The 23310-nt window shown below is 64.9% G+C and carries 25 protein-coding genes; 18 read left to right on the top strand and 7 right to left on the bottom strand.

Features of this window, described 5'->3' with window-relative positions; translation table 11 throughout:
• Window positions 1–109 precede the first annotated feature (109 nt).
• Genes JLK41_RS07335 through nadE form a run of 3 tightly spaced genes read left to right on the top strand, consistent with a single transcriptional unit; the run spans window position 110 to window position 2788 of the window.
• A complete protein-coding gene (locus JLK41_RS07335) occupies window positions 110–754 on the top strand; it encodes a nicotinamidase (RefSeq protein ID WP_210390679.1) in 645 nt (214 codons plus the stop codon).
• On the top strand, window positions 751–1950 hold the full coding sequence (pncB, locus tag JLK41_RS07330) for a nicotinate phosphoribosyltransferase (RefSeq protein WP_210390678.1): 1200 nt from the start codon (window positions 751–753) through the stop codon (window positions 1948–1950). The genes JLK41_RS07335 and pncB overlap by 4 nt, the downstream gene beginning before the upstream one ends.
• Before the next feature lie 10 nt (window positions 1951–1960).
• Window positions 1961–2788 (top strand): ammonia-dependent NAD(+) synthetase, encoded by an 828-nt coding sequence (gene nadE, locus JLK41_RS07325; RefSeq protein ID WP_210390677.1) that lies wholly within the window; start codon window positions 1961–1963, stop codon window positions 2786–2788.
• A gap of 56 nt (window positions 2789–2844) precedes the next feature.
• Here the strand turns inward: nadE and dcd are convergent, their stop codons facing one another.
• Window positions 2845–3411 (bottom strand): dCTP deaminase, encoded by a 567-nt coding sequence (gene dcd / locus JLK41_RS07320; RefSeq protein ID WP_013714599.1) that lies wholly within the window; start codon window positions 3409–3411, stop codon window positions 2845–2847.
• Window positions 3412–3712: 301 nt separating this feature from the next.
• Between dcd and JLK41_RS07315 the strand changes: the two genes are divergently transcribed.
• Complete coding sequence (locus JLK41_RS07315) at window positions 3713–3925, top strand: cold-shock protein (protein ID WP_037049100.1); 213 nt, start codon at window positions 3713–3715, stop codon at window positions 3923–3925.
• Between the two features lie 380 nt (window positions 3926–4305).
• Here the strand turns inward: JLK41_RS07315 and apbC are convergent, their stop codons facing one another.
• Window positions 4306–5394, bottom strand: coding sequence for an iron-sulfur cluster carrier protein ApbC (gene apbC / locus JLK41_RS07310; protein ID WP_037049102.1), 1089 nt, complete (start codon window positions 5392–5394; stop codon window positions 4306–4308).
• A 171-nt stretch (window positions 5395–5565) separates the two neighbouring features.
• Here apbC and metG point away from each other — a divergent pair, with 171 nt between their 5' ends.
• The 10 genes from metG (at window position 5566) to JLK41_RS07260 (ending at window position 15861) form a co-directional block, all read left to right on the top strand.
• Window positions 5566–7602 (top strand): methionine--tRNA ligase, encoded by a 2037-nt coding sequence (gene metG / locus JLK41_RS07305; RefSeq protein WP_210390676.1) that lies wholly within the window; start codon window positions 5566–5568, stop codon window positions 7600–7602.
• 21 nt (window positions 7603–7623) lie between these two features.
• Window positions 7624–8391 (top strand): DUF4349 domain-containing protein, encoded by a 768-nt coding sequence (locus tag JLK41_RS07300; RefSeq protein ID WP_210390675.1) that lies wholly within the window; start codon window positions 7624–7626, stop codon window positions 8389–8391.
• Window positions 8392–8515: 124 nt separating this feature from the next.
• The gene (gene rsxA / locus JLK41_RS07295) at window positions 8516–9100 is read left to right on the top strand and encodes an electron transport complex subunit RsxA (protein WP_210390674.1); all 585 of its coding nucleotides are present in this window, start codon (window positions 8516–8518) and stop codon (window positions 9098–9100) included.
• Complete coding sequence (gene rsxB / locus JLK41_RS07290; protein WP_134676336.1) at window positions 9097–9672, top strand: electron transport complex subunit RsxB; 576 nt, start codon at window positions 9097–9099, stop codon at window positions 9670–9672. The genes rsxA and rsxB overlap by 4 nt, the downstream gene beginning before the upstream one ends.
• The gene (gene rsxC, locus JLK41_RS07285; RefSeq protein WP_244976482.1) at window positions 9669–12320 is read left to right on the top strand and encodes an electron transport complex subunit RsxC; all 2652 of its coding nucleotides are present in this window, start codon (window positions 9669–9671) and stop codon (window positions 12318–12320) included. The genes rsxB and rsxC overlap by 4 nt, the downstream gene beginning before the upstream one ends.
• 136 nt (window positions 12321–12456) lie before the next feature.
• Entirely contained in the window at window positions 12457–13488 is a 1032-nt protein-coding gene (locus JLK41_RS07280) for an RnfABCDGE type electron transport complex subunit D (RefSeq protein WP_037055498.1), read from the top strand.
• Between the two features lie 2 nt (window positions 13489–13490).
• Window positions 13491–14126 (top strand): electron transport complex subunit RsxG, encoded by a 636-nt coding sequence (rsxG, locus tag JLK41_RS07275; RefSeq protein ID WP_047584479.1) that lies wholly within the window; start codon window positions 13491–13493, stop codon window positions 14124–14126.
• Complete coding sequence (locus JLK41_RS07270) at window positions 14123–14830, top strand: electron transport complex subunit E (protein ID WP_037055495.1); 708 nt, start codon at window positions 14123–14125, stop codon at window positions 14828–14830. Before rsxG ends, JLK41_RS07270 begins: the two co-directional genes overlap by 4 nt.
• A 100-nt stretch (window positions 14831–14930) precedes the next feature.
• Complete coding sequence (nth, locus tag JLK41_RS07265; protein ID WP_037055492.1) at window positions 14931–15569, top strand: endonuclease III; 639 nt, start codon at window positions 14931–14933, stop codon at window positions 15567–15569.
• Between the two features lie 112 nt (window positions 15570–15681).
• The gene (locus JLK41_RS07260; RefSeq protein WP_004423730.1) at window positions 15682–15861 is read left to right on the top strand and encodes a PA3496 family putative envelope integrity protein; all 180 of its coding nucleotides are present in this window, start codon (window positions 15682–15684) and stop codon (window positions 15859–15861) included.
• Window positions 15862–15913: 52 nt separating this feature from the next.
• Here JLK41_RS07260 and gloA read toward each other — a convergent pair whose 3' ends face one another.
• The 3 genes from gloA to JLK41_RS07245 form a co-directional block, all read right to left on the bottom strand.
• On the bottom strand, window positions 15914–16306 hold the full coding sequence (gloA, locus tag JLK41_RS07255; protein ID WP_037055490.1) for a lactoylglutathione lyase: 393 nt from the start codon (window positions 16304–16306) through the stop codon (window positions 15914–15916).
• Between the two features lie 92 nt (window positions 16307–16398).
• A complete protein-coding gene (locus JLK41_RS07250) occupies window positions 16399–17616 on the bottom strand; it encodes an argininosuccinate synthase (RefSeq protein WP_037055488.1) in 1218 nt (405 codons plus the stop codon).
• Window positions 17617–17794: 178 nt separating this feature from the next.
• Window positions 17795–18730, bottom strand: coding sequence for a flagellar protein MotY (locus tag JLK41_RS07245; RefSeq protein WP_037055486.1), 936 nt, complete (start codon window positions 18728–18730; stop codon window positions 17795–17797).
• A gap of 152 nt (window positions 18731–18882) precedes the next feature.
• Between JLK41_RS07245 and pyrC the strand changes: the two genes are divergently transcribed.
• From pyrC to JLK41_RS07230, 3 genes are all read left to right on the top strand, one after another.
• Window positions 18883–19929 carry a dihydroorotase gene (gene pyrC / locus JLK41_RS07240; RefSeq protein ID WP_210390673.1) on the top strand — a complete coding sequence of 349 codons (1047 nt, stop codon included), beginning with the start codon at window positions 18883–18885 and terminating at the stop codon, window positions 19927–19929.
• Window positions 19926–20600 (top strand): ribonuclease T, encoded by a 675-nt coding sequence (rnt, locus tag JLK41_RS07235; protein WP_037055482.1) that lies wholly within the window; start codon window positions 19926–19928, stop codon window positions 20598–20600. Before pyrC ends, rnt begins: the two co-directional genes overlap by 4 nt.
• Window positions 20601–20781: 181 nt before the next feature.
• Window positions 20782–21000: a bacterioferritin-associated ferredoxin gene (locus JLK41_RS07230; protein ID WP_037055480.1), complete on the top strand. Its 219-nt coding sequence runs from the start codon at window positions 20782–20784 to the stop codon at window positions 20998–21000.
• Window positions 21001–21107: 107 nt separating this feature from the next.
• Here JLK41_RS07230 and JLK41_RS07225 read toward each other — a convergent pair whose 3' ends face one another.
• Window positions 21108–21476, bottom strand: coding sequence for a DUF5064 family protein (locus tag JLK41_RS07225; RefSeq protein WP_047584483.1), 369 nt, complete (start codon window positions 21474–21476; stop codon window positions 21108–21110).
• Between the two features lie 91 nt (window positions 21477–21567).
• A complete protein-coding gene (locus tag JLK41_RS07220; RefSeq protein WP_210390672.1) occupies window positions 21568–21885 on the bottom strand; it encodes a DUF2288 domain-containing protein in 318 nt (105 codons plus the stop codon).
• 294 nt (window positions 21886–22179) lie between these two features.
• On the opposite strand from JLK41_RS07220, the gene JLK41_RS07215 reads away from it, so the two are divergent.
• A complete protein-coding gene (locus tag JLK41_RS07215) occupies window positions 22180–23301 on the top strand; it encodes a branched-chain amino acid ABC transporter substrate-binding protein (RefSeq protein ID WP_037055470.1) in 1122 nt (373 codons plus the stop codon).
• Window positions 23302–23310: the final 9 nt, after the last annotated feature.

Raw genomic sequence — 23310 nt, 5'->3', positions numbered from 1 at the left:
TCTTGACCAATAAGGCGGCTTTTTTCACGCGGAAAATCAGATAAACGCTTGACTACATATTTCATCAGATGGAATATGTAGTCACTTACACGCAGAAAGGAGGCACACCATGAAGATCGCCAGCTTCGACGTCGATGCCCAGAAAGGCTTCACCCCGCTGTGCCCCAACGAGCTGCCGGTGCCCGAGGGCGATGCCATCGTGCCGGCGCTCAATCAGCTGGCCGCACGGGCGCAGCTGCGCATCGGCAGCAAGGATGCGCACAGCCCGCAGGCCGCCTGGGTCGTCGACAGCCACGCGGAGATGCTGCGCCCCCTGCCCCTGGCCAATGCCGACCTGACCTGGGTCAGCCACTGCGTACCTGGCACCCCCGGCTTCGAACTGCTCGACGGCCTGCCCGCGCCGCTGGACTATGACTACTTCGTGTGGAAAGGCGTGGAACCGGACCTGCACCCCTACGGCGCCTGCTACCACGACCTGGCCGAGAAGCGCAGCACGGGCGTGATCGAGTTTCTCCAGCACAATGGCGTCGAGCGTGTACTGGTCGGCGGCCTGGCGCTGGATTACTGCGTCAAGACCACCGCGCTGCAACTGCGCCGTGCAGGCTTCGAGGTGATCGTCTACCTGCCCGCCTGCCGCGCCATCGCCGAAGAAACGGCCGTGCCGGCCTGCCGCGCGATGAACGACGCCGGCATTACCCTCGCCGCCAGCCAGGAAGAGCTGGATGCGATCCTGACTCTGGAGACCCAAGGATGAGCGACAGCATTTTCGCCGACCGTATCGTGCAGAACCTGCTCGACACCGACCTGTACAAGCTGACGATGATGCAGGCGGTGTTGCACAACTACCCCAATGCCGAGGTGGAATGGGAGTTCCGCTGCCGCAACAGTGAAGACCTGACACCCTACCTGGCCGAGATTCGCTACCAGTTCGAGCGCCTCAGCGAGCTGAGCCTGACGGTCGACCAGCTGGCCTTCCTCGAGCGCATTCCGTTCATCAAGCCGGACTTCATCCGCTTCCTCAGTTTGTTCCGCTTCAACCTGCGCTACGTGCACACCAGCATCGAAGACGGCCAGCTGAGCATCCGCCTGCGCGGCCCCTGGCTGCACGTGATCCTCTTCGAAGTGCCGCTGCTGGCCATCATCAGCGAAGTGCGCAACCGCTATCGCTACCGCGAAGTGGTGCTGGAGCAGGCCGCCGAGCGCCTCTACGAGAAAATCGACTGGTTGCGCAGCGAGGCCAGTGACGACGAGCTGGCCGGTTTCCAGCTCGCCGACTTCGGCACCCGCCGGCGCTTCTCCTACCGTGCGCAGGAGCAGGCCGTGCGCATCCTCAAGCGCGACTTCCCCGGGCGCTTCGTCGGCACCAGCAACCTGCACCTGGCCCGCGAGTTCGAACTCAAGCCCATCGGCACCATGGCCCACGAATGGCTGATGGCCCACCAGCAGCTCGGCCCGCGCCTGATCGACAGCCAGAGTGCCGCACTGGACTGCTGGGTCCGCGAGTACCGGGGCCAGCTGGGCATCGCCCTGACCGACTGCATCACCATGGACGCCTTCCTGGCCGACTTCGATCTGTACTTCGCCAAGCTGTTCGACGGACTGCGCCACGACTCGGGCGACCCGCTGGTCTGGGCGGAAAAGGCCATCGCCCACTACGAGAAGCTCGGCATCGACCCGCTGAGCAAGACCCTGGTGTTCTCCGACGGGCTCGACCTGGAGAAGTCGCTGCGCCTCTACCGTGCACTTTCCGGGCGAATCCACGTAAGCTTCGGGGTCGGCACCAACCTGACCTGCGACATCTCCGGCGTCGAGCCGATGAACATCGTGATCAAGATGATCGCCTGCAACGGCCAACCCGTGGCGAAGATTTCCGACACGCCCGGCAAGACCCAATGCCGCGACGAGAATTTCGTCAGCTACCTGAAACACGTCTTTCGCGTGACCCAGTGAGGACCCAGACATGAGCAACCGCCAAGCCGAAATCGCCGCCGCCCTCGACGTGGTGCCGCCGTTCGCCGACGACGCCGCGCTGAACGCGGAAATCGAGCGACGCAAGACCTTCATCAAGCACGTGCTCAAGCAATCCGGCCTCAAGGTGCTGGTGCTGGGCATCAGCGGTGGCGTCGACTCCCTCACCGCCGGGCGTCTGGCGCAGCTTGCGGTCGAGGAACTGCGCACGGAAACCGGTGACAGCGCCTACCGCTTCATCGCCGTGCGCCTGCCGCACAACGCTCAGCACGATGAGCAGGATGCCCAGGACTCGCTGAAATTCATCCGCGCCGACGAAGACGACACCGTGAACATTGCCGGGGCGGTCAACGGCCTCGGCGAGCAGGTCACCCACCTGCAGAAGCTGAGCGACGCCCGCCGCGACTTCGTCGTCGGCAACGTCAAAGCGCGCATCCGCATGGTCGCCCAGTTCGCCATCGCCAACGCCAACAACGGCCTGGTGATCGGCACTGACCACGCAGCCGAGGCGGTGATGGGCTTCTTCACCAAGTTCGGCGATGGCGCCTGCGACCTTGCCCCGCTGTCCGGCCTGGTGAAAAACCAGGTACGCGCCATCGCCAGGCACCTGGGAGCACCGCAGCACCTGGTGATGAAGACCCCGACCGCCGACCTGGAAGAACTGCGCCCGGGCAAGCCGGACGAGGAAGCGCATGGCGTGACCTATGCCGAGATCGACGCCTTCCTGCATGGCGAGGCCGTCAGTGACGAGGCCTATGCCACTATCGTGCGCACCTACGACAACACCCGCCACAAGCGTGAGCTGCCTCTGGTGCCCTGAGCAACGGGCAGAAAAAAGCCGGGCAAGCGCCCGGCTTTTTCATGCCTGCGAAAACATCAGGCCTTGGGCAGTGTCACCCCGGTCTGGCCCTGGTACTTGCCACCACGGTCACGGTAGGAGACCTCGCAGGCCTCATCGGACTGCAGGAAAAGCATCTGCGCCACGCCTTCGTTGGCGTAGATCTTGGCCGGCAGGTTGGTGGTGTTGGAGAACTCCAGGGTCACGTGGCCTTCCCATTCCGGCTCCAGCGGCGTGACGTTGACGATGATGCCGCAGCGCGCGTAGGTGCTCTTGCCCAGGCAGATGGTCAGCACGTCACGCGGAATGCGGAAGTACTCGACGGTGCGGGCCAGGGCGAAGGAGTTCGGCGGGATGATGCAGACGTCGCTCTTGATGTCGACGAAGCTCTTCTCGTCGAAGTTCTTCGGGTCTACCACGGCGGAGTGAATGTTGGTGAACACCTTGAATTCATCCGCGCAGCGCACGTCGTAGCCGTAGCTGGAGACACCGTAGGAGATCACCCGGCTGGCGTCGGCGCCACGCACCTGGCGCTCGACGAAGGGCTCGATCATGCCGTGTTCCTGGGCCATGCGGCGAATCCACTTGTCCGATTTGATGCTCATGGCGAAGGGTCCTGAGTGGGCGATTACGAAAAAGTGAGCGCATCTTACCGATGCGCGCGCCACGCATCAAAGATTGCCCGCCGAGCGCTTGGTCATTATTTGCAAAAAAAGCTGCATCGACCATTCGCACTTGGCGATAAAAACACGTATGGTGTGCCCACTGTGCTGCATGTGTCACCGCGAATCGCTACTAGATGCCCAGATTTCGATCCAAACATCGTCCGACTCCTAGTACTCGTTGCACTCAGTCCCGGCCTGGGCTTTTCCAGGGCTGCTATTACTTTTGTTAGGAGACATCAACATGTCCAATCGTCAGACTGGCACCGTCAAGTGGTTCAACGATGAGAAAGGCTACGGCTTCATCACTCCGCAATCCGGTGACGACCTGTTCGTTCACTTCAAAGCCATCCAGGCCGACGGCTTCAAGACCCTGAAGGAAGGCCAGCAGGTTTCCTTCGTGGCTACCCGTGGCCAGAAAGGCATGCAAGCTGAAGAAGTTCAGATCGTTGGTTGATCTGCGCTTTTAAGCTGCTGAAAAGCCCCGCCTAGTGCGGGGCTTTTTTGTGCCTGTTTGTACGCCCTGTGGGAGCGGATCGATGCGCGAGATTCGCGGCTGAAGCCGCTCCTACAAAACACCAGCCCAGGGTGGCTAGGGCGAAGCCAAGGGGGCACAGCCGCTACCCTCTCCCGCTTGCGGGAGAGGGGCTGGGGGAGAGGGTGATGCTGGCGGCGCCGCACTGCGGAAGCACCTACAGTGTTGCCCCCAGCGCCCCGAAGGGATGCGCCGACAAGCACGAGAGCCAAAACCGCTGCGCCGAGCGCCCTCTCCCGCCCTTCGGGCACCCTCTCCCATGAATGGGAGAGGGTCAGCAGATGGCTGCTGCGCAGCCGCTCTCAATCATCACTGATTTCGATGCTCGGCATGCTCGGCTTGCCGGCCTGGGCGATGCGCGCGCCCACCTTGCGTGCCAGCTCCTGATAGATCATGGCGATCTGGCTTTCCGGATCGGCCACCGTGGTCGGCTTGCCGTCGTCGGCCTGCATGCGGATGGCCATCGACAGCGGCAGCGATGCCAGCAGCTCGACGCCGTACTGCGCGGCCAGCTTCTCGCCGCCGCCTTCGCCGAACAGATGCTCGGCATGGCCGCAGTTGGAGCAGATGTGCACGGCCATGTTCTCCACCACGCCGAGCACCGGGATGTGCACCTTGCGGAACATTTCCACGCCCTTGCGCGCGTCCAGCAGGGCCAGGTCCTGCGGCGTGGTGACGATCACGCTGCCGGCCACCGGCACCTTCTGCGCCAGGGTCAGCTGGATGTCGCCGGTGCCCGGCGGCATGTCCACCACCAGGTAGTCGAGCTCATTCCAGGCGGTCTGGGTGATCAGCTGCAGCAGCGCACCGCTGACCATCGGCCCGCGCCAGACCATCGGCGTGCTGTCGTCGGTGAGAAAGGCCATGGACATCACCTGCACGCCATGGGCTTCGAGCGGCACGAACCACTTCTGCTCCTTGACCAGCGGCCGGGTGCCCTCGGCGATGCCGAACATGATGCCCTGGCTCGGGCCATAGATGTCCGCATCGAGAATACCGACCCGCGCCCCTTCGCGGGCCAGCGCCAGCGCCAGGTTGGCAGCGGTGGTGGACTTGCCCACGCCACCCTTGCCCGAGGCCACCGCGATCACGTTCTTCACCCCTTGCAGGGCCGGCACCTGGGCCTGCCCCTGGTGCGAGTCGATCACGCAATCGACCTGCACGCGTGCACTGTCGACGGCGTCGAGGTTCTCCAGCGCCATCTGCAGCATCTGCGCCCAGCCGTTCTTGAACAGGCCGGCGGCGTAACCGAGTTCCAGGCGCACGGAGACCCGCCCGCCCTGGATGTCGACCTCACGCAGACAGCCGGCGCTGACCGGGTCCTGATCGAGGTGGGGGTCGGTGAACTGACGCAGACAGGCTTCGACCGCTTCGCGGGTGACGGCACTCATGCAAGAACTCCAGAAGGCAGGCAGGAAATCAGGGCGTCATCTTAACAGCAGCCACGGGCCGCGAGCGTCACGCCGCGAGCAACAACGACGCTCGTTGTCGCTGGTGGCTTGCAGACTGTCGCTGCTTTATAGTTGCTGACTTCCCTCGTTTTACCAGTGCAGCCGATCACCATGACCGAAGCCCGCAAGATCCTCGTTACCAGCGCCCTCCCCTATGCCAACGGTTCGATCCACCTCGGCCACATGCTCGAGTACGTACAGACCGACATGTGGGTGCGCTACCAGAAACTGCGCGGCAACCAGGCCATCTACGTCTGTGCCGACGACGCCCACGGCTCGGCCATCATGCTGCGCGCCGAGAAGGAAGGCATCACGCCCGAGCAACTGATCGACGGCGTGCGCGCCGAGCACATGGCCGATTTCGCCGAGTTCGGCGTGGCCTTCGACAACTACCACTCGACCCACTCGGAAGAGAACCGCGAGCTGTCGTCCTCGATCTACCTGGCGCTGCGCGACAAGGGCCACATCGCCACGCGCGCGGTCACCCAGTACTTCGACCCCGAGAAGGGCATGTTCCTCGCCGACCGCTTCATCAAGGGCACCTGTCCGAAGTGCGGCACCGAGGACCAGTACGGCGACAACTGCGAGAAATGCGGCGCCACCTACTCGCCGACCGAGCTGAAGAACCCGAAGTCGGCCATCTCCGGCGCCACCCCAGTGCTCAAGGAGTCGCAGCACTTCTTCTTCAAGCTGCCGGACTTCGAAGCCATGCTCAAGCAGTGGACCCGCTCCGGCGCCCTGCAGGAGGCGGTCGCCAACAAGATCGCCGAATGGCTCGACGGCGGCCTGCAGGAGTGGGACATCAGCCGCGATGCGCCCTACTTCGGCTTCGAGATTCCCGATGAGCCGGGCAAGTACTTCTACGTCTGGCTGGATGCGCCGATCGGCTACATGGCCAGCTTCAAGAACCTCTGCTCGCGCCGCCCGGAACTGGACTTCGACGCCTTCTGGGGCAAGGATTCCAGCGCCGAGCTGTATCACTTCATCGGCAAGGACATCGTCAACTTCCACGCCCTGTTCTGGCCAGCCATGCTCGAAGGCGCCGGCTACCGCAAGCCGACCGCCGTCAACGTGCACGGCTACCTGACCGTCAACGGGCAGAAGATGTCCAAGTCGCGCGGCACCTTCATCAAGGCGCGCACCTACCTGGACCACCTGAACCCGGAATACCTGCGCTACTACTACGCCAGCAAGCTGGGCCGTGGCGTCGATGACCTCGACCTGAACCTCGAGGACTTCGTGCAGAAGGTCAACTCCGACCTGGTCGGCAAGGTGGTCAACATCGCCAGCCGCTGCGCCGGTTTCATCCACAAGGGCAACGGCGGCCTGCTGGTCGCCGCCGACCCCGAGCCGGAGCTGTGGAACGCCTTCCGCGCCGCCGCGCCGAGCATCGCCGAGGCCTACGAGGCGCGCGACTTCTCCCGCGCCATGCGCGAGATCATGGCGCTGGCCGACCGCGCCAACGCCTGGATCGCCGACAAGGCCCCCTGGGCCCTGAACAAGGTGGAAGGCAAGCAGGCCGAGGTGCAGGAAATCTGCGCCCTGGGCATCAACCTGTTCCGCCAGCTGGTGATCATGCTCAAGCCGGTGCTGCCGCAACTGGCCGCCGACGCCGAGGCCTTCCTCAATGTCGCCCCGCAGACCTGGGCCGACCTGGCGCTGCCGCTGGCCAACCACCAATTGAACCCGTTCAACCCGCTGCTGACCCGTATCGAACAAGCGAAGATCGACGCCATGACCGAAGCCTCCAAGGAAGACCTGGCCGCCGACGCCGCCAAACCACAGGGCAACGGCGAGCTGGCCAAGGACCCGCTGGCGGCCGAGATCAACTTCGATGCCTTCGCCGCCGTCGACCTGCGCATCGCGCTGATCGAGAAGTGCGAATTCGTCGAGGGCGCCGACAAGCTGCTGCGCCTGTCGCTGGATATCGGTGACGAGAAGCGCAACGTGTTCTCCGGCATCAAGTCCGCCTACCCGGACCCGAGCAAGCTGGAAGGCCGCCTGACCCTGTACGTCGCCAACCTGGCGCCGCGCAAGATGAAGTTCGGCATCAGCGAGGGCATGGTCCTGGCGGCCGGCCCCGGCGGTGAAGACATCTACCTGCTCAGCCCGGACAGCGGCGCCAAGCCGGGCCAGCGCGTCAAGTAAACCACACGTCAGGAGGCCTCGATGAAACCATGGATGGTGGCAACGCTTGCGTTCGTCCTGGCGGGTTGTTCAGACCCGTCGGGCCTGCCGCAGGGCGGCGCCCTGCAGGGCGAACGCAACAAGGCCGACAGCTACCTGGCCTATGAACACCATGTGGCCATCGAACTGCCCGCCGAGCGTATCGGCGAGCGTATCGCGGCTACCCGCGAGGCGTGCCTGAGCGAGCGCTTCGGCGCCTGCAGCCTGATCACGGCGCAACAGAGCAGCGGCCAGGCGCCACGTGGCGAACTGACCCTGCGCATCGTCCCCGATGGCGTCGAGGCCATCACCCAGCTCGCCAGCGCAGACGGTGAACTGACCAGCCGCACCACCCATGCCGAGGACCTGGCCCAGGCGGTTGCCGACAACCGTCGCCAGCACGAGCAGCTGTTGCGCCAGCAGCGCACCCTGCAGCAATTCGAGAAACGCGACGACCTCGCCGTCGCCGACCTGCTTGCCCTGGCCCGTGAACAGGCCGCTCTGGACGTGCAGCTGCAGGCCATCGCCCAGGACGCCGCCCAGCAGCAACGGCGCCTGGACACCAACCTGCTGACCCTGCGCTTCAGCAGCCCCTACGAGCGTTCGCCCCTGGGGCGCATTGGCGAAGCGTTCTCGCGCCTGCAGGACAACCTTGCCGAAGGCACCGCCAACCTGATCGAGTTCATCGGCTATGGCCTGCCCTTCCTCATCGTGCTGTTCCCCCTGGCCCTCGGCCTGCGCAAACTGTGGCGACGCCTCACCCGTCACTGAGTCCAGCTGTGACGAATGGTCGCCAAGTGCAGGCGATTCGCCGCATGCGGCTTGTATGGCCAGGGCTGCTTCCCGATAATAGGCGCCCTTTTCCTAAGGCCTTTGCGCATTCGACGGCAACCCGATGACCGAACTCGTCCTGATCATGGTCAGCGCCATCCTGGTCAACAACTTCGTGCTGGTGCAGTTCCTCGGCCTGTGCCCGTTCATGGGCGTGTCGAAGAAGATCGAAACCGCCATCGGCCTGTCGCTGGCCACCACCTTCGTGCTGACCCTGGCGGCCATGTGCAGCTACTTGGTGCAGCAGTACGTGCTGAAACCGCTGGAGCTGGAGTTCCTGCGCACCATCAGCTTCATCCTGGTGATTGCCGTGACCGTGCAGTTCACCGAGATGGTGGTGAACAAGACCAGCCCCCTGCTGTACCGCGTGCTGGGCATCTTCCTGCCGCTGATCACCACCAACTGCATCGTGCTCGGCGTGGCCCTGCTCAACGCCAACAAGAGCGAGTTCACCTTCATCACCGCCACCGTCAACGGCTTCGCCGCCGGCCTGGGCTTCTCCCTGGTGCTGGTGCTGTTCGCCGCCATGCGTGAGCGCATCGCCATCGCCGACGTGCCCAAGTCCTTCCAGGGCGCAGCCATCGGCATGATCACCGCCGGCCTGATGTCGCTGGCGTTCATGGGCTTCTCAGGGCTGATCAAGCTATGAGCCTGGTCCTGGTCGCGATCGCCGCGCTGCTCGCGCTGTGCCTGATCGCCGGCGCCATCCTCGGCTTCGCCGCCGTGCGCTTTCGCGTCGAGGGCGACCCCATCGCCGAGCAGATCAACGCCCTGCTGCCGCAGACCCAGTGCGGCCAGTGCGGCTACCCCGGCTGCAAGCCCTACGCCGAGGCCATCGCCGGCGGCGACAAGATCAACAAGTGCCCGCCCGGTGGCGAGGCGACCATCGCCGCCCTGGCCGACCTGCTCGACGTCGAGCCGGAGCCACTGGACGCGGTGGAAGGCGAGAAGCCGCAGATGGTCGCCTTCATTCGTGAGGCGGAGTGCATCGGCTGCACCAAATGCATCCAGGCCTGCCCGGTGGACGCCATCGTCGGCGCAGCGCGGCAGATGCATACGGTGATCGTCAGCGAGTGCACCGGCTGCGACCTGTGCGTCGAGCCCTGCCCGGTGGACTGCATCGACATGCTCGAAGTCGGCAGCACGGTGCAGAGCTGGAAATGGGACAAGCCACTGGCGCCCGGCCAGTTGATCGCCAGTGACCGGGAGCAGGCCGCATGAGCGCCGTACTGAAAGACCCCATGAAGATCTGGGATATCCCCGGCGGCATCCATCCGGCCGAGCACAAGGACCTGTCCAACCGCACGCCGATCCAGGCGCTGCCCCTGCCCCGGCGCCTGGTGCTGCCGCTCGGCCAGCATATCGGCGCCGCCGCCGAGCCCTGCGTGATGGTCGGTCAGCGCGTGCGCAAGGGCGAGAAGATCGCCGAGGCCAACGGCTTCGTCAGCGTGCCGCTGCACGCACCGACCTCCGGCACCATCGCCTGCATCGGTGAGCAGCCCTACCCACATGCCTCCGGCATGCTGGCGCCGGCCATCGTCATCGCCAGCGACGGCCTGGATGAGTGGCTGCCACTGACGCCCCCCGCCGACTACCGCAACCTGGAGCCCGGCGAACTGCTGACGCTGATCCGCGAGGCCGGCATCAACGGCCTGGGTGGCGCCGGCTTCCCCACGGCGGTCAAGCTCACTGCGCGGCCGACGCAGAAGATCCACACGCTGATCATCAACGGCACCGAGTGCGAACCCTACATCACCGCCGATGACGTGCTGATGCGCGAGCGCGCCGCCGAACTGGTGGCCGGTATCGCCGTGCTGGCCCACCTGATCCAGCCGGAGCAGGTGCTGATCGGCATCGAGGACAACAAGCCCGAAGCCGCCGCCGCCGTGCAGGCCGCCTGCACCGGGCACGATTTCCAGGTACGGGTGTTCCCCACCAAGTACCCGTCCGGTGGCGAGAAGCAGCTGATCCAGATCCTCACCGGCGTCGAGGTGCCCAGCGGTGGGCTGCCGGCCGATATCGGCATCCTCTGCCAGAACGTCGGCACCTGCGTCGCCATCCATGACGCCGTGCTGCTGGGCAAACCGCTGATCTCGCGCATCACCACGCTCACCGGTGCCGCGCTGGCGCGGCCCGGCAACGTCGAGGCGCTGATCGGCACGCCCGTCCGCGAGCTGCTGGCCTTCGCCGGGCTCGACCAGGGCAGGCTCAATCGCCTGATCATGGGCGGACCGATGATGGGCTTCACCCTGCCCAGCCTCGACGTGCCGCTGATCAAGACCAGCAACTGCCTGCTCGCCAGCACCGCCGAGGAACTGCCGGCGCCAGCGCCCGCCATGCCCTGCATTCGCTGTGGCGAATGTGCCGAGGCCTGTCCGGCCAGCCTGCTGCCGCAGCAGCTGCATTTCTTCGCCCTGGGCCAGGAACACGAGCAGCTCAAGGCACACAACCTGTTCGACTGCATCGAATGCGGCGCCTGCGCCTACGTTTGCCCGTCGAGCATCCCGCTGGTGCAGTACTACCGCGTGGCCAAGGCGGAGATTCGCGAGCTGGAGCAGAAGCAGCTCAAGGCCGAACATTCCAAGCAGCGCTTCGAGCAACGCCAGGAACGCCTGCGCCGCGCCGAGGAGCAGAAGGAAGCCGAACGCAAGGCCCGCGCCGAGAAAGCCGCGCGCGCCAAGGCGGCGCAGGCCGAAGCGCCTCCGGCAGCAGCAGCCTCGCCAGCGGACGAGGCGCTGAAGAAACTCAAGATCGAAGCCAGCATGGCCCAGGTCGCGCTGAAGAAGGCGGAGAAACAACTGGCCGCCCACGACACCACCGAGCTGCAGGCGCAGGTCGCCGAGCTGCGCCGTGCCGCCGAGGCCGCGCAGCAAGCGCTGGCCGAGGCCCAGGCTGCCGCCCCTGCGCCAGCACCGAAAGCCGCTGGCGACGAAGCGCTGAAGAAGGCCAAGATCGAAGCCGCCATGCTCAAGGCCCAGCTGCGCAAGCTGGAGAAGCTCGACAGCCCGGACGACGAACAGCAAGCCGAGATCGCCCGTGTACGCCAGCAGCTGGAAGCCGCCGAGAAGACCCTGGCCGAACTGGACAGCGAAAAGCCCGCTGCCGCCGCCAAACCCGCCGGCGACGACGCACTGAAGAAGGCCAAGATCGAAGCCGCCATGCTCAAGGCCCAGCTGCGCAAGCTGGAGAAGCTCGACAGCCCGGACGACGAACAGCAGGCCGAGACCGCCCGCGTGCGCCAGCAGCTGGAAGCCGCCGAAAAGGCCTTGGCCGAACTGGACAGCGAGAAACCCGCTGCCGCCGCCAAGCCCGCCGGCGACGACGCGCTGAAGAAGGCCAAGATCGAAGCCGCGATGCTAAAGGCCCAGCTGCGTAAGCTGGAGAAGCTCGATAGCCCGGACGACGAACAGCAGGCCGAGATCGCCCGCGTGCGCCAGCAGCTGGAAGCCGCCGAGAAGGCCCTGACCGAACTGGACAGCCCAAAGCCTGCCGCAGCCGCCAAGCCCGCCGGCGACGAGGCGCTGAAAAAAGCCAAGATCGAGCTGGCGATGAAGCGCGCCGAACTGAAGAAGGCCGAGAAGGCCGGCAGCGACGAAAGCGCGCTGCAAGCGCTGCGCGATGCCCTGGCCGCTGCCGAGCAGGCCCTGCATGCCGCCGAGGAGAACTCGGACAAACCGGCACCGCAACTGGTGCGCACCGAGCGCCCCGGCGTGGATGCCGAGCAGAAGGCGCTGAAGACCGAAGTCGCCTTCGCCCGCGCGGACCTGCGCAAGCTCGAACGTGACGACAGCGCCGCAGCCGATGCACTGGAGCAGGCACGCAGCCGCCTGGCCGAGGCCGAACGCAAGCTGGCCGAATACCAGACGTAACGATCGCCCCGGATGACATCCGGGCGACATGACGACAGCCCAGAGCATCCGGGCAACACAGACCACCGTAGCCCGGATGCAATCCGGGGAATGAATACCCACTGCGATCAACTCGAACGCAGTAACAGGAGCGCCGATGGCCCTGCCCCGCATCACATCGCCCCACGCCACGGGCAGCAACCGCACCCAGCAGGTCATGCTGCAGGTGCTGCTGGCCACCGTACCGGGCATCTTCGCCCTGACCTGGCTGTTCGGCATCGGCACCCTGTTCAATCTGGTCTGGGCCAGCCTCTGCGCACTGGGCTTCGAAGCCGCGCTGCTGGCCGCACGCAAGCGCCCGCTGGCGTTCTTCCTCAAGGACTACAGCGCCCTGGTCACCGCCGTGCTGCTGGCCGTGGCCCTGCCGCCCTACTCGCCCTGGTGGCTGACGCTGGTCGCCTGCGGCTTCGCCATCGGCTTCGGCAAGCAGCTCTACGGCGGCCTCGGACAGAACCCGTTCAACCCGGCCATGGTCGGCTACGTGGTGGTGCTGATTTCCTTCCCCGTCGATATGACCAGCTGGCCCGCACCGCACGGCGTCGCCGCGCTGGACGGGATCAAGCACATCCTCGGCCTGGCCAGCCTGCCCGACGGCTGGGCGCAGGCCACCGCACTCGACGCCCTGAAGGTCAACAAGAGCCTGACCATCGACGAACTGTACGCCGGCAACCTGGCCTTCGGTCGCTTCGGCGGTGCGGGCAGCGAGGCGGTCAACCTGGCCTTCCTCGCCGGCGGCCTGTACCTGCTGCACAAGCGCCTGTTCACCTGGCACGCACCGGTGGGCATGCTCGCCGCGCTGTTCGTCATGAGCCTGCTGTTCTGGAACGGCAGCGGCTCCGACTCCAATGGCTCGCCGCTGTTCCACCTGCTCACCGGCGCGACCATGCTCGGCGCCTTCTTCATCGTCACCGACCCGGTATCCGGCGCCACCAGCAATCGTGGCCGGCTGGTGTTCGGCATCGGCGTCGGCGTGCTGGTCTACGTGATCCGCACCTGGGGCGGCTACCCGGATGCGGTGGCCTTCGCGGTGCTGCTGATGAACCTCGCGGCACCGACCATCGACTACTACACGCGGCCACGCAGCTACGGCCATCGCAAGCCCAACAGCGGCTTCAAGCTGGGAGAATGAGCATGCTGCCGGAAATCAGCCGCTCGATGCTGAAGAACGCCCTGGTCCTTGGCCTGTTCGCCATTGCCACGGTGGGCAGCGTCGCCTTGCTGCAACAAGGCACCGCCGAGCGCATCGCCAACGCCGAGCGCGAGGCGCAGGTGCGCGCCCTCGCCGAAATCCTGCCGGCCGGCAGCTACGACAACCACCTGCTGGACAATCGCATCGAACTCGACGCGCCGGAACTGGGCCACCGCAGCCCGCAGTCGGCCTACCTGGCGTTCAAGGATGGCCAGCCCAGTGCGCTGATCCTGCCGGTCACCGCGCCGGACGGCTACAGTGGCGCCATCCACCTGCTGGTGGGCATTTACGCCGACGGTCGCCTGGCCGGCGTGCGCGTGCTCAGCCACAAGGAAACCCCCGGCCTGGGCGATCGCATCGAGCTGGCCAAGAGCGACTGGATACTTGGCTTCGCCGGCAAGTCCCTGAGCGATCCCGACGAGGAAGGCTGGGCGGTGAAGAAGGATCGCGGCGACTTCGACCAGTTCGCCGGTGCCACCATCACGCCGCGTGCCGTGGTCAAGGCCGTGCACGGCGCCCTGCGCTACTTCGCCACCCATCGTGCCCAGCTGCTGGGCCTGACGGAGGATGAACGATGACCAGCTATCGCGACATCACCCTCAACGGCCTGTGGAAGAACAACCCGGCGCTGGTGCAGCTGCTCGGCCTCTGCCCGCTGCTCGGGGTGAGCAACTCCACGGTCAACGCCCTCGGCCTGGCACTGGCCAGCGCCGTGGTGCTGATCTGCTCCAACACCGCCGTGTCGCTGGTGCGTGGCGTGGTCAACACCGCCGTGCGCCTGCCGGCCTTCGTCATGATCATCGCCGCACTGACCACCTGCATCGAACTGCTGATGCAGGCCTACACCTACGAGCTGTACCAGATCCTCGGCATCTTCATCCCGCTGATCACCACCAACTGCGTGATCCTCGGCCGCGCCGACGGTTTCGCCGCCAAGCACGACCCAGCCCGCGCCGCGTATGACGGCCTGATGATGGGCCTCGGCTTCGGCGTGGTGCTGGTGCTGATTGGTTCGATACGCGAGCTGCTCGGCACCGGCGCCCTGTTCGCCAACATGCACCTGCTGTTCGGCCCGGTCGCCGCCGACTGGAAGCTCACCCTGGTGCAGGACTACCGCGGTTTCCTGCTGGCCATCCTGCCGCCGGGCGCCTTCATCGTCCTGGGCCTGCTGATCGCCGGCAAGAACCGCATCGACCAGATCGCCGCTGAACGGGCCAGGGCCGCTGCGCCCGAGGCGCCGGCACAGAGCCGCCGCGTGCGCGTCACCGGAGTCATCGAGTGATGGCGCCCAGGTGAGCGACAAACCCTAGCCCGGATGCAGCAATCCGGGAATGCCGAAACCACCCCGGATTGCATCCGGGCTACGCCAGAAGCCCTGAGCCATGAACGCAGCCAAACGCCTGGAAATCTTCCGTCGCCTGCACGAGGACAACCCCGAGCCGAAGACCGAGCTGGCCTACAGCAACCCCTTCGAGCTGCTGGTGGCGGTGACGCTCTCGGCCCAGGCCACCGACGTCAGCGTGAACAAGGCCACGGCCAAGCTGTTCCCGGTGGCCAACACACCGGAGGCAATCTACGCCCTCGGCGTCGAGGGCCTGTCCGAGTACATCAAGACCATCGGCCTGTACAACAGCAAGGCGAAGAACGTCATCGAGGCCTGCCGCATCCTCATCGAGAAACACGGCAGCCAGGTACCGGACAACCGCGAGGACCTCGAAGCCCTGCCCGGCGTGGGCCGCAAGACCGCCAACGTGGTGCTCAACACCGCCTTTCGTCAGTTGGCCATGGCCGTGGACACGCACATCTTCCGCGTCAGCAACCGCACCGGCATCGCCCCGGGCAAGAACGTGCTGGAGGTGGAGAAGAAGCTGCTCAAGTTCGTGCCCAGGGATTATCTGCTCGACGCCCACCACTGGCTGATCCTGCATGGGCGCTACGTCTGCACCGCGCGCAAACCGCGCTGTGGCGCCTGCCGCATCGAAGACCTGTGCGAGTACAAGGCCAAGACCTCGGACGATTGATCGACCATAGAATCCGGCGATCTTCTGATTGAAAAAATCTTTTTTACCCGCTCAATTTTTGCCGCTATAAGGTGCGCAAATGGCCCCTGGTAATGGGCCTGGAGTGGAATAGATGAGCACAGACAAAGAAGACCTCGAACTGGACGAAGACTTTGTCGCGGACGATGCAGACGATGCCGAGCCTGCGGTGGAAGTTGCCAAGACCAACCTGACCAAACGCCGCATCATCGACAACTTCCTCGAAGAGCGCCGCCTGCACAAACAGCTGGCCGAATACGACTTCGATATCTGAAGCCGCACGAAAAAGCCCCGCAGACGCGGGGCTTCTTTCATCGACGCAGCAATCAGTCGCGACGCGAGGGCGAGAGCAACTCGACCTTGTAGCCGTCCGGGTCCTCGACGAAGGCCAGGATGCTCGTCCCATGCTTCATCGGCCCCGGCTCACGGGTGATCTTGCCGCCACGCGAGCGGATGTCCTCACAGGCCTTGTAGACGTCCTCCACTTCCAGGGCGATGTGGCCGTAGCCGCTGCCCAGCTCGTAGCTGTCGACGCCCCAGTTGTGGGTCAGTTCGATCACGCTGTTGTGGGCCTCGTCGCCATAGCCGACGAACGCCAGGGTGAACTGGCCGTCCGGATAGTCCTTGCGGCGCAGCAGGGTCATGCCCAGCACTTCGGTATAGAAGGCGATGGACTTGTCCAGGTCGCCGACACGCAGCATGGTGTGCAGCAGTCTCATGGCTGTTCTCCTCATCGGCCCGCTGTTGCCGGGCCCAGAATGACGAACCCCGGCGCGTGGCCGGGGTCGTTTGACACGCTGCAAGCAGTCTATCAGAGCAGCTTGCGGCCCTTGCCTGCGGCGATGCGCATGCGCAGGGCGTTGAGCTTGATGAAGCCCGCCGCGTCCTGCTGGTTGTAGGCGCCGCCGTCTTCCTCGAAGGTCGCGATGTTGGCGTCGAACAGCGAGTCGTCGGACTTGCGGCCGGTGACGATGACATTGCCCTTGTACAGTTTCAGGCGGACCACGCCGTTCACGTTGGCCTGCGAGGCGTCGATCATCTGCTGCAGCATGACGCGCTCCGGGCTCCACCAGAAACCGTTGTAGATCAGGCTGGCGTACTTCGGCATCAGCTCGTCTTTCAGGTGCGCCACTTCACGGTCGAGGGTGATCGACTCGATGGCGCGGTGCGCCTTGAGCATGATGGTGCCGCCGGGGGTCTCGTAGCAGCCACGGGACTTCATGCCGACGAAACGGTTCTCGACGATGTCCAGACGGCCGATGCCGTTCTCGCCACCGATGCGGTTCAGCTCGGCCAGCACCTGCGCCGGGCTCATGTCCTTGCCGTCGATGGCAACGATGTCACCGCCGCGGTAGGTCAGCTCGATGTAGGTGGGAACGTCCGGCGCCGCTTCCGGCGACTTGGTCCAGCGCCACATGTCTTCTTCGTGCTCGGTCCAGGTGTCTTCCAGCACGCCGCCCTCGTAGGAGATGTGCAGCAGGTTGGCGTCCATGGAGTACGGCGACTTCTTCTTGCCGTGGCGCTCGATCGGGATGGCGTGCTTCTCGGCATAGTCCATCAGCTTCTCGCGCGACAGCAGGTCCCACTCGCGCCACGGCGCGATGACCTTGACGCCCGGCTTCAGCGCGTAGGCGCCCAGCTCGAAACGCACCTGGTCGTTGCCCTTGCCGGTGGCGCCGTGGGAGATGGCGTCGGCGCCGGTCTCGTTGGCGATCTCGATCAGGCGCTTGGCGATCAGCGGACGGGCGATGGACGTACCCAGGAGGTACTCGCCTTCGTAGATGGTGTTGGCACGGAACATCGGGTAGACGAAGTCGCGGACGAATTCTTCGCGCAGGTCGTCGATGTAGATTTCCTTGACGCCCAGCGCCTGTGCCTTGGCACGGGCCGGCTCGACCTCTTCGCCCTGACCGAGGTCGGCGGTGAAGGTCACCACTTCACAGTTGTAGGTATCTTGCAGCCACTTGAGGATCACCGAGGTGTCCAGGCCACCGGAATAGGCCAGAACTACCTTTTTGACGTCCGCCATGCCATCACTCCACGGGTTGTACGGTAAAACCCGTGATTCTACTGACCCTGCCGGTCAATTTACAGAGGCGCGACAGCTTGTGATGACGAAGCGACGAGGATAAGCGGTCATTTTCCGGCCGTGGACGCCGGCGGCCACCCTCGAGCGGACTCGCGGCCCCGCCGCAGTGCCGCATGCCTCAGGAGGGCGTGCTGCCCGCAGGGTCGGCAGCCGGACTCGCCGGCGTGGTCTGTGGCGCCGCCTCCGGCACGGGCACGCGGTCCAGGCGCAGGGTCGCCCGGCGATTCCTGGCGCGGTTGGCCTCGCTGTTGTTCGGCACCAGCGGATAGCGCTCGCCGTGGAAGCGCACGGTAATCTGCTCGGCCGGGATGCCACCAGCCTTGAGATAGTCCTGCACGGCCAGCGCACGACGACGCGAGAGATCGCGGTTGGTCAGGCGATTGCCGGTGTTGTCGGCGTGGCCGTCGATCTGGAAGCTGTTGATGCTGGGGTCGGCCTTGACGAACTCGAGAACGATGTCGAGCTTGGCCCTGGCCATCGGATCCAGGTCGATGCCGCCGCCGGGGAAACCGATCTGCGCCTGGCGGATCTGGTCGAAGTTGACCGGCAGCAACTTGGCCGTACAAGCCTGGTAGTCATCGTAGGCCTGGTGAAACTTCACCGGCAGCAGGCGCACCTCCAGGCGCTCCCCACCATTGAAGGTACGGTGGCGCACCACTGGGCTGCGCCCTTCCAGCAGGCCACTGAGCAGGCGCGCGCCCTGCTCCTGCGAGGTGTTGAAAGGCACCTCGCCCTGGCCGACGCTGACCACGCCCAGGTTGATGTCCTCGCGTCCGGGCTGCCACGGCGCCGCAGCCGCCAGCAGGGTCGCCGAGCCGGCGCCCATCCAGTGTTCACGGGCCTTCAGGCGGAACGTCACCTGCTCACCGGCGCGGCGCACGAACTCGCCGCTGCCGAAGTTGCTGATCGGCTGGCTCAGGCGGCACTCGAACTGATCACCCTCGACCTTCCACTCCACCTTTTCCAGCCGGGTCTGGAAGCTGATGGCATGCGCCGGCAGGCACAGAGGCATGCCAGCCAGCAGGCTGATCAGGATGAAATAGGGCGCACGCACGGCAGGCTCCAGGGCGGTTCACGGCATTCTCTGCTGATATCGGTCAGCTGCGCGAAAACTTGACCCCCGTGCGTGATTGTCGCGTCGGCGCAAGCGCGAACAGCTGCTTTTCAGGTACCATGCGGCCACGTTTTACCCGCCTGGAAGCCTCCATGTCCGACCGTCTGACTCTTCTGCGTCCCGATGACTGGCACATCCACCTGCGCGACGGCGCGGTGCTGCCACACACCGTCGGCGATGCCGCGCGCACTTTCGGCCGCGCCATCATCATGCCCAACCTGGTACCGCCGGTGCGCAATACCGCCGAGGCCGACGCCTACCGCCAGCGCATTCTGGCCGCACGCCCGGCCGGCAGCCGTTTCGAACCGTTGATGGTGCTCTACCTCACCGACAACACCAGCCCCGAAGACGTGCGCGCGGCCAAGGCCAGCGGGTTCGTGCATGCGGCCAAGCTCTACCCGGCCGGCGCCACCACCAACTCCGACTCGGGCGTGACCAGCATCGACAAGATCTTCCCGGCCCTGGAAGCCATGGCCGAAGTCGGCATGCTGCTGCTGGTGCACGGCGAAGTGACCCGCGCCGAGATCGACGTGTTCGACCGCGAGAAGACCTTCATCGACGAGCACCTGAGCCGCGTGGTCGAGCGCTTCCCGACGCTCAAGGTGGTGTTCGAGCACATCACCACCCGTGACGCCGTGCAGTTCGTCGAGGCCGCCTCGGCCAACGTCGGCGCCACCATCACCGCGCACCACCTGCTGTACAACCGCAACCACATGCTGGTTGGCGGCATCCGCCCGCACTTTTATTGCCTGCCGATCCTCAAGCGCAACGTGCACCAGGAAGCCCTGCTCGACGCCGCCACCGGTGGCAACGCCAAGTTCTTCCTCGGCACCGACTCGGCGCCGCACGCCAAGCATGCCAAGGAAGCAGCCTGCGGCTGTGCCGGCTGCTACACCGCCTACGCCGCCATCGAGCTGTATGCCGAGGCCTTCGAACAGCGTGGCGCGCTGGACAAGCTGGAGGCGTTCGCCAGCTTCCATGGCCCGGACTTCTACGGCATGCCGCGCAACAGCGACAGCATCACCCTGGTGCGCGAAGAATGGACCGTACCGGCCAGCCTGCCGCTCGGCGAGAACAGCGTAGTGCCCCTGCGCGCGGGCGAAACCCTGCGCTGGAAGCTGCTGGAGGCCCAGGCATGAGCGAAGACAACTACGACGACGAACTGGACCCGAGCCTGCCGGCCGGCCCACGCTCGCCGATGGCAGCGCGCTTTCGTGGCTACCTGCCGGTCGTGGTGGACGTGGAGACCGGTGGCTTCAACAGCGCCACCGACGCGCTGCTGGAAATCGCCGCCACCACCATCGCCATGGACGAGACGGGTTTCCTCTACCCGGATCACACCCACTTCTTCCGCATCGAGCCCTTCGCGGGCGCCAACATCGAACAGGCGGCCCTGGAGTTCACCGGCATCAAGCTCGATCACCCGCTGCGCATGGCGGTGAGCGAGGACCATGCCCTGGGGGAAATCTTCAAGGGCATTCGCAAGTCGATCAAATCGGCCGGCTGCAAGCGCGCGATTCTGGTCGGGCACAACAGCAGCTTCGACCTCGGCTTCCTCAATGCCGCCGTGACGCGCTGCGGCATCAAACGCAACCCGTTCCACCCCTTCTCCAGTTTCGACACCGCCACGCTGGCCGGCCTCGCCTATGGCCAGACCGTACTGGCCAAGGCCTGCCAGGCTGCCGGTATCGAGTTCGACGGCAAGGAGGCGCACTCGGCGCGCTACGACACCGAGAAGACCGCCGAGCTGTTCTGCGGCATCGTCAACCGCTGGAAGGAAATGGGCGGCTGGGACGAGTTCGACCACTGATCCCCGCCTCCGTACGCGTATCAAAAAAACCGGCACCTGCCGGTTTTTTCATGCCTGGAAAATGCGCGACCTGCGCCGTTCGTCAGGAGGTGCGAGCATTCGCAATCGATCTTTGACAAGCATTCTCATTAACATTAGTATCCGATTCATCGAACAGAACCACCAAGGCGAGCCTTGCCCCATGTACGTCTGCCTCTGTGAAGGTGTCACCGATACACAAATCCGCGATGCGGTTTACGAAGGCTGCTGCAGCTATCGTGAAGTCCGCGGCTCGCTCGGCATCGCCAGCCAGTGCGGCAAGTGCGCCTGCCTGGCCAAGCAGGTCGTTCGCGAGACCATCGCCGAAGTGCAAAGCAGCCAGGCCTCCCTCGCCTACCCTGCAGGCTTCGTCGCCGCCTGACACAGGCCCCGCACACAAAGAACCGGATCTCAGCATCCGGTTTTTTATGGCCTGTGGTCAGCGAACCGCCGCGTCGGTCGACGCAGATGCCCCCCGTATCCGACGCGCTACAGACCATCACGCTCCAGGTGATCGAAGTTCACCGCATCTCCCGGCTTGGTGTGCAGCTTGGCGCGAATGTCCTCGAAGATCGCGTCGTACTCTTCGTGCTCGCGCATGATCGGGCTGTGGTTGGGGTGCAGGCCGTGCTTGGCCACCAGGCGAGAGATCACGCTGGCGAAATTGAAGGCCGTGTCGCGGTGCATTTCGAAGACTTCCTCGAAGGCCTTGCCGTCGATCTCGCCAGCCAGGCGTCCGTGCAGCATCGGGCCTTCCTGCGCGTCCTGACGCACCTCGTAGTGGAAGTCGATGCTGTAGCCGGGCTGGCCATCCAGACCAGGCAGCCTGCTGCGATGCAGATGACCGGGTTCGAACATGCTTGCTCTCCTTATCGGTTGCGCTGGCAAAGTACCGAGGAACGCGCCCGGACAGTCTAGACCGGGACCTGCAGCGCTGCCGCGCAACATTTCAGTGCAGCGTCGACTGCCCTGCCCTCTCCTGAACCAGCACCCAGGGCGCGACCACCACGGCCCAGAGCTGCGGATCACGCGTCAGCAGATCTTCGGCCTGTGCATCTTCGAGCTTGCTCAGCAGCCCCTGGTTCATCCACTCGGTAACCTTGGCCTGGTCGTTCTCCGCCACGGCCTGCGCGATCGCCACCAGATCCTGCGCCCCGTCGACCCAGAGCAGCGCGCCCCGAGCGAAGAAAGGTTGCAGCTCCTGCCAGGTGATGGCGGCTGTCTCGCCGAGCAGCTTGGCATAGAGGGTGCTAGATTGTTCCGTCATGGTGTGCCCCGTGTCGATGGCGGTAAGTGCAGGCGCGCATGATAACGTCGAGCGTTGCCCTGGCAACTGCGCGACGCTCGCCAGCCGACCCAGGCCACGCCGTTTTTCTATACATTTCTTGCATTTAAGCGACAACCCCGTGTTTCGCCTCCCGCTGCCGGCTTTTCAAGGCGCAAATCCGCGCTCTACACTGTTCCGGTACAGTTGCCGGGGGCATTACCGGGATCAAGGACCCGGTTCTGCAGCTTCGGCCGCAAGAACTACAACAATGAAAAACACAAGACTGGAGCATTCATGAACAAGGCTACTAAGCAGATTTCCAAACTGTTCGCGGCAATGGCACTGGCGGGGGCGGCCAGCTACTCGATGGCAGCCGACACCATCAAGATCGGCCTGGCCGGCCCGGTGACCGGTGCCGTCGCACAGTACGGCGAGATGCAATTCATCGGTGCCAAGATGGCCATCGAGCAGATCAACAAGGCTGGCGGCGTGAACGGCGCCCAGCTCGAAGGCGTGGTCTACGACGACGCGTGCGATCCGAAGCAGGCCGTGGCCGTTGCCAACAAGATCGTCAACGACGAAGTCAAGTTCGTGGTTGGCCACCTGTGCTCCAGCTCCACCCAGCCGGCCTCCGACATCTACGAAGACGAAGGTATCCTGATGATCACCGCGGCTTCCACCAGCCCGGACATCACCGCTCGTGGCTACGAGCTGGTCTTCCGTACCATCGGTCTGGACAGCCTGCAGGGCCCGACCGCCGGTAACTTCATCGCCGACCACATCAAGCCGAAGAGCGTTGCCGTCATCCACGACAAGCAGCAGTACGGCGAAGGCATCGCCACCGCGGTCAAGCAGACCCTGGAAGGCAAAGGCGTGAAAGTCGCCATGTTCGAAGGCATCAACGCCGGCGACAAGGACTTCTCCGCGCTGATCGCCAAGCTCAACCAGGCGGGTGTCGACTTCGTCTACTACGGCGGCTACCACCCGGAACTGGGCCTGCTGCTGCGCCAGACCAAAGAGCGTGGCCTGAACGTCAAGTTCATGGGTCCGGAAGGCGTGGGTAACAAGGAAATCTCGGCCATCGCCGGCCCGGCTTCCGAAGGCCTGCTGGTCACCCTGCCGAAGTCCTTCGACCAGGATCCGAAGAACCAGGCGCTGGTCGAGGCCTTCAAGGCCAAGAACGAAGACCCGAGCGGCCCGTTCGTGTTCCCGGCCTACGCTGCCGTTCAGGTCATCGCTGAAGGCATCGAGAAAGCCGGCGACACCGATACCGCCAAGGTAGCTGCCGCCCTGCGCTCCAACAGCTTCGACACCCCCACCGGCACCCTGGCCTTCGACGAGAAGGGCGATCTGAAGGACTTCAGCTTCGTGGTGTACGAATGGCACCAGGACGGTTCCAAGTCCGAAGCCAAGTAAGCTTCCCGC

Source organism: Ectopseudomonas khazarica (assembly GCF_017915135.1).
Classification (GTDB): domain Bacteria; phylum Pseudomonadota; class Gammaproteobacteria; order Pseudomonadales; family Pseudomonadaceae; genus Aquipseudomonas; species Aquipseudomonas khazarica.
This window is presented reverse-complemented; position numbering and strand designations above follow the sequence as displayed.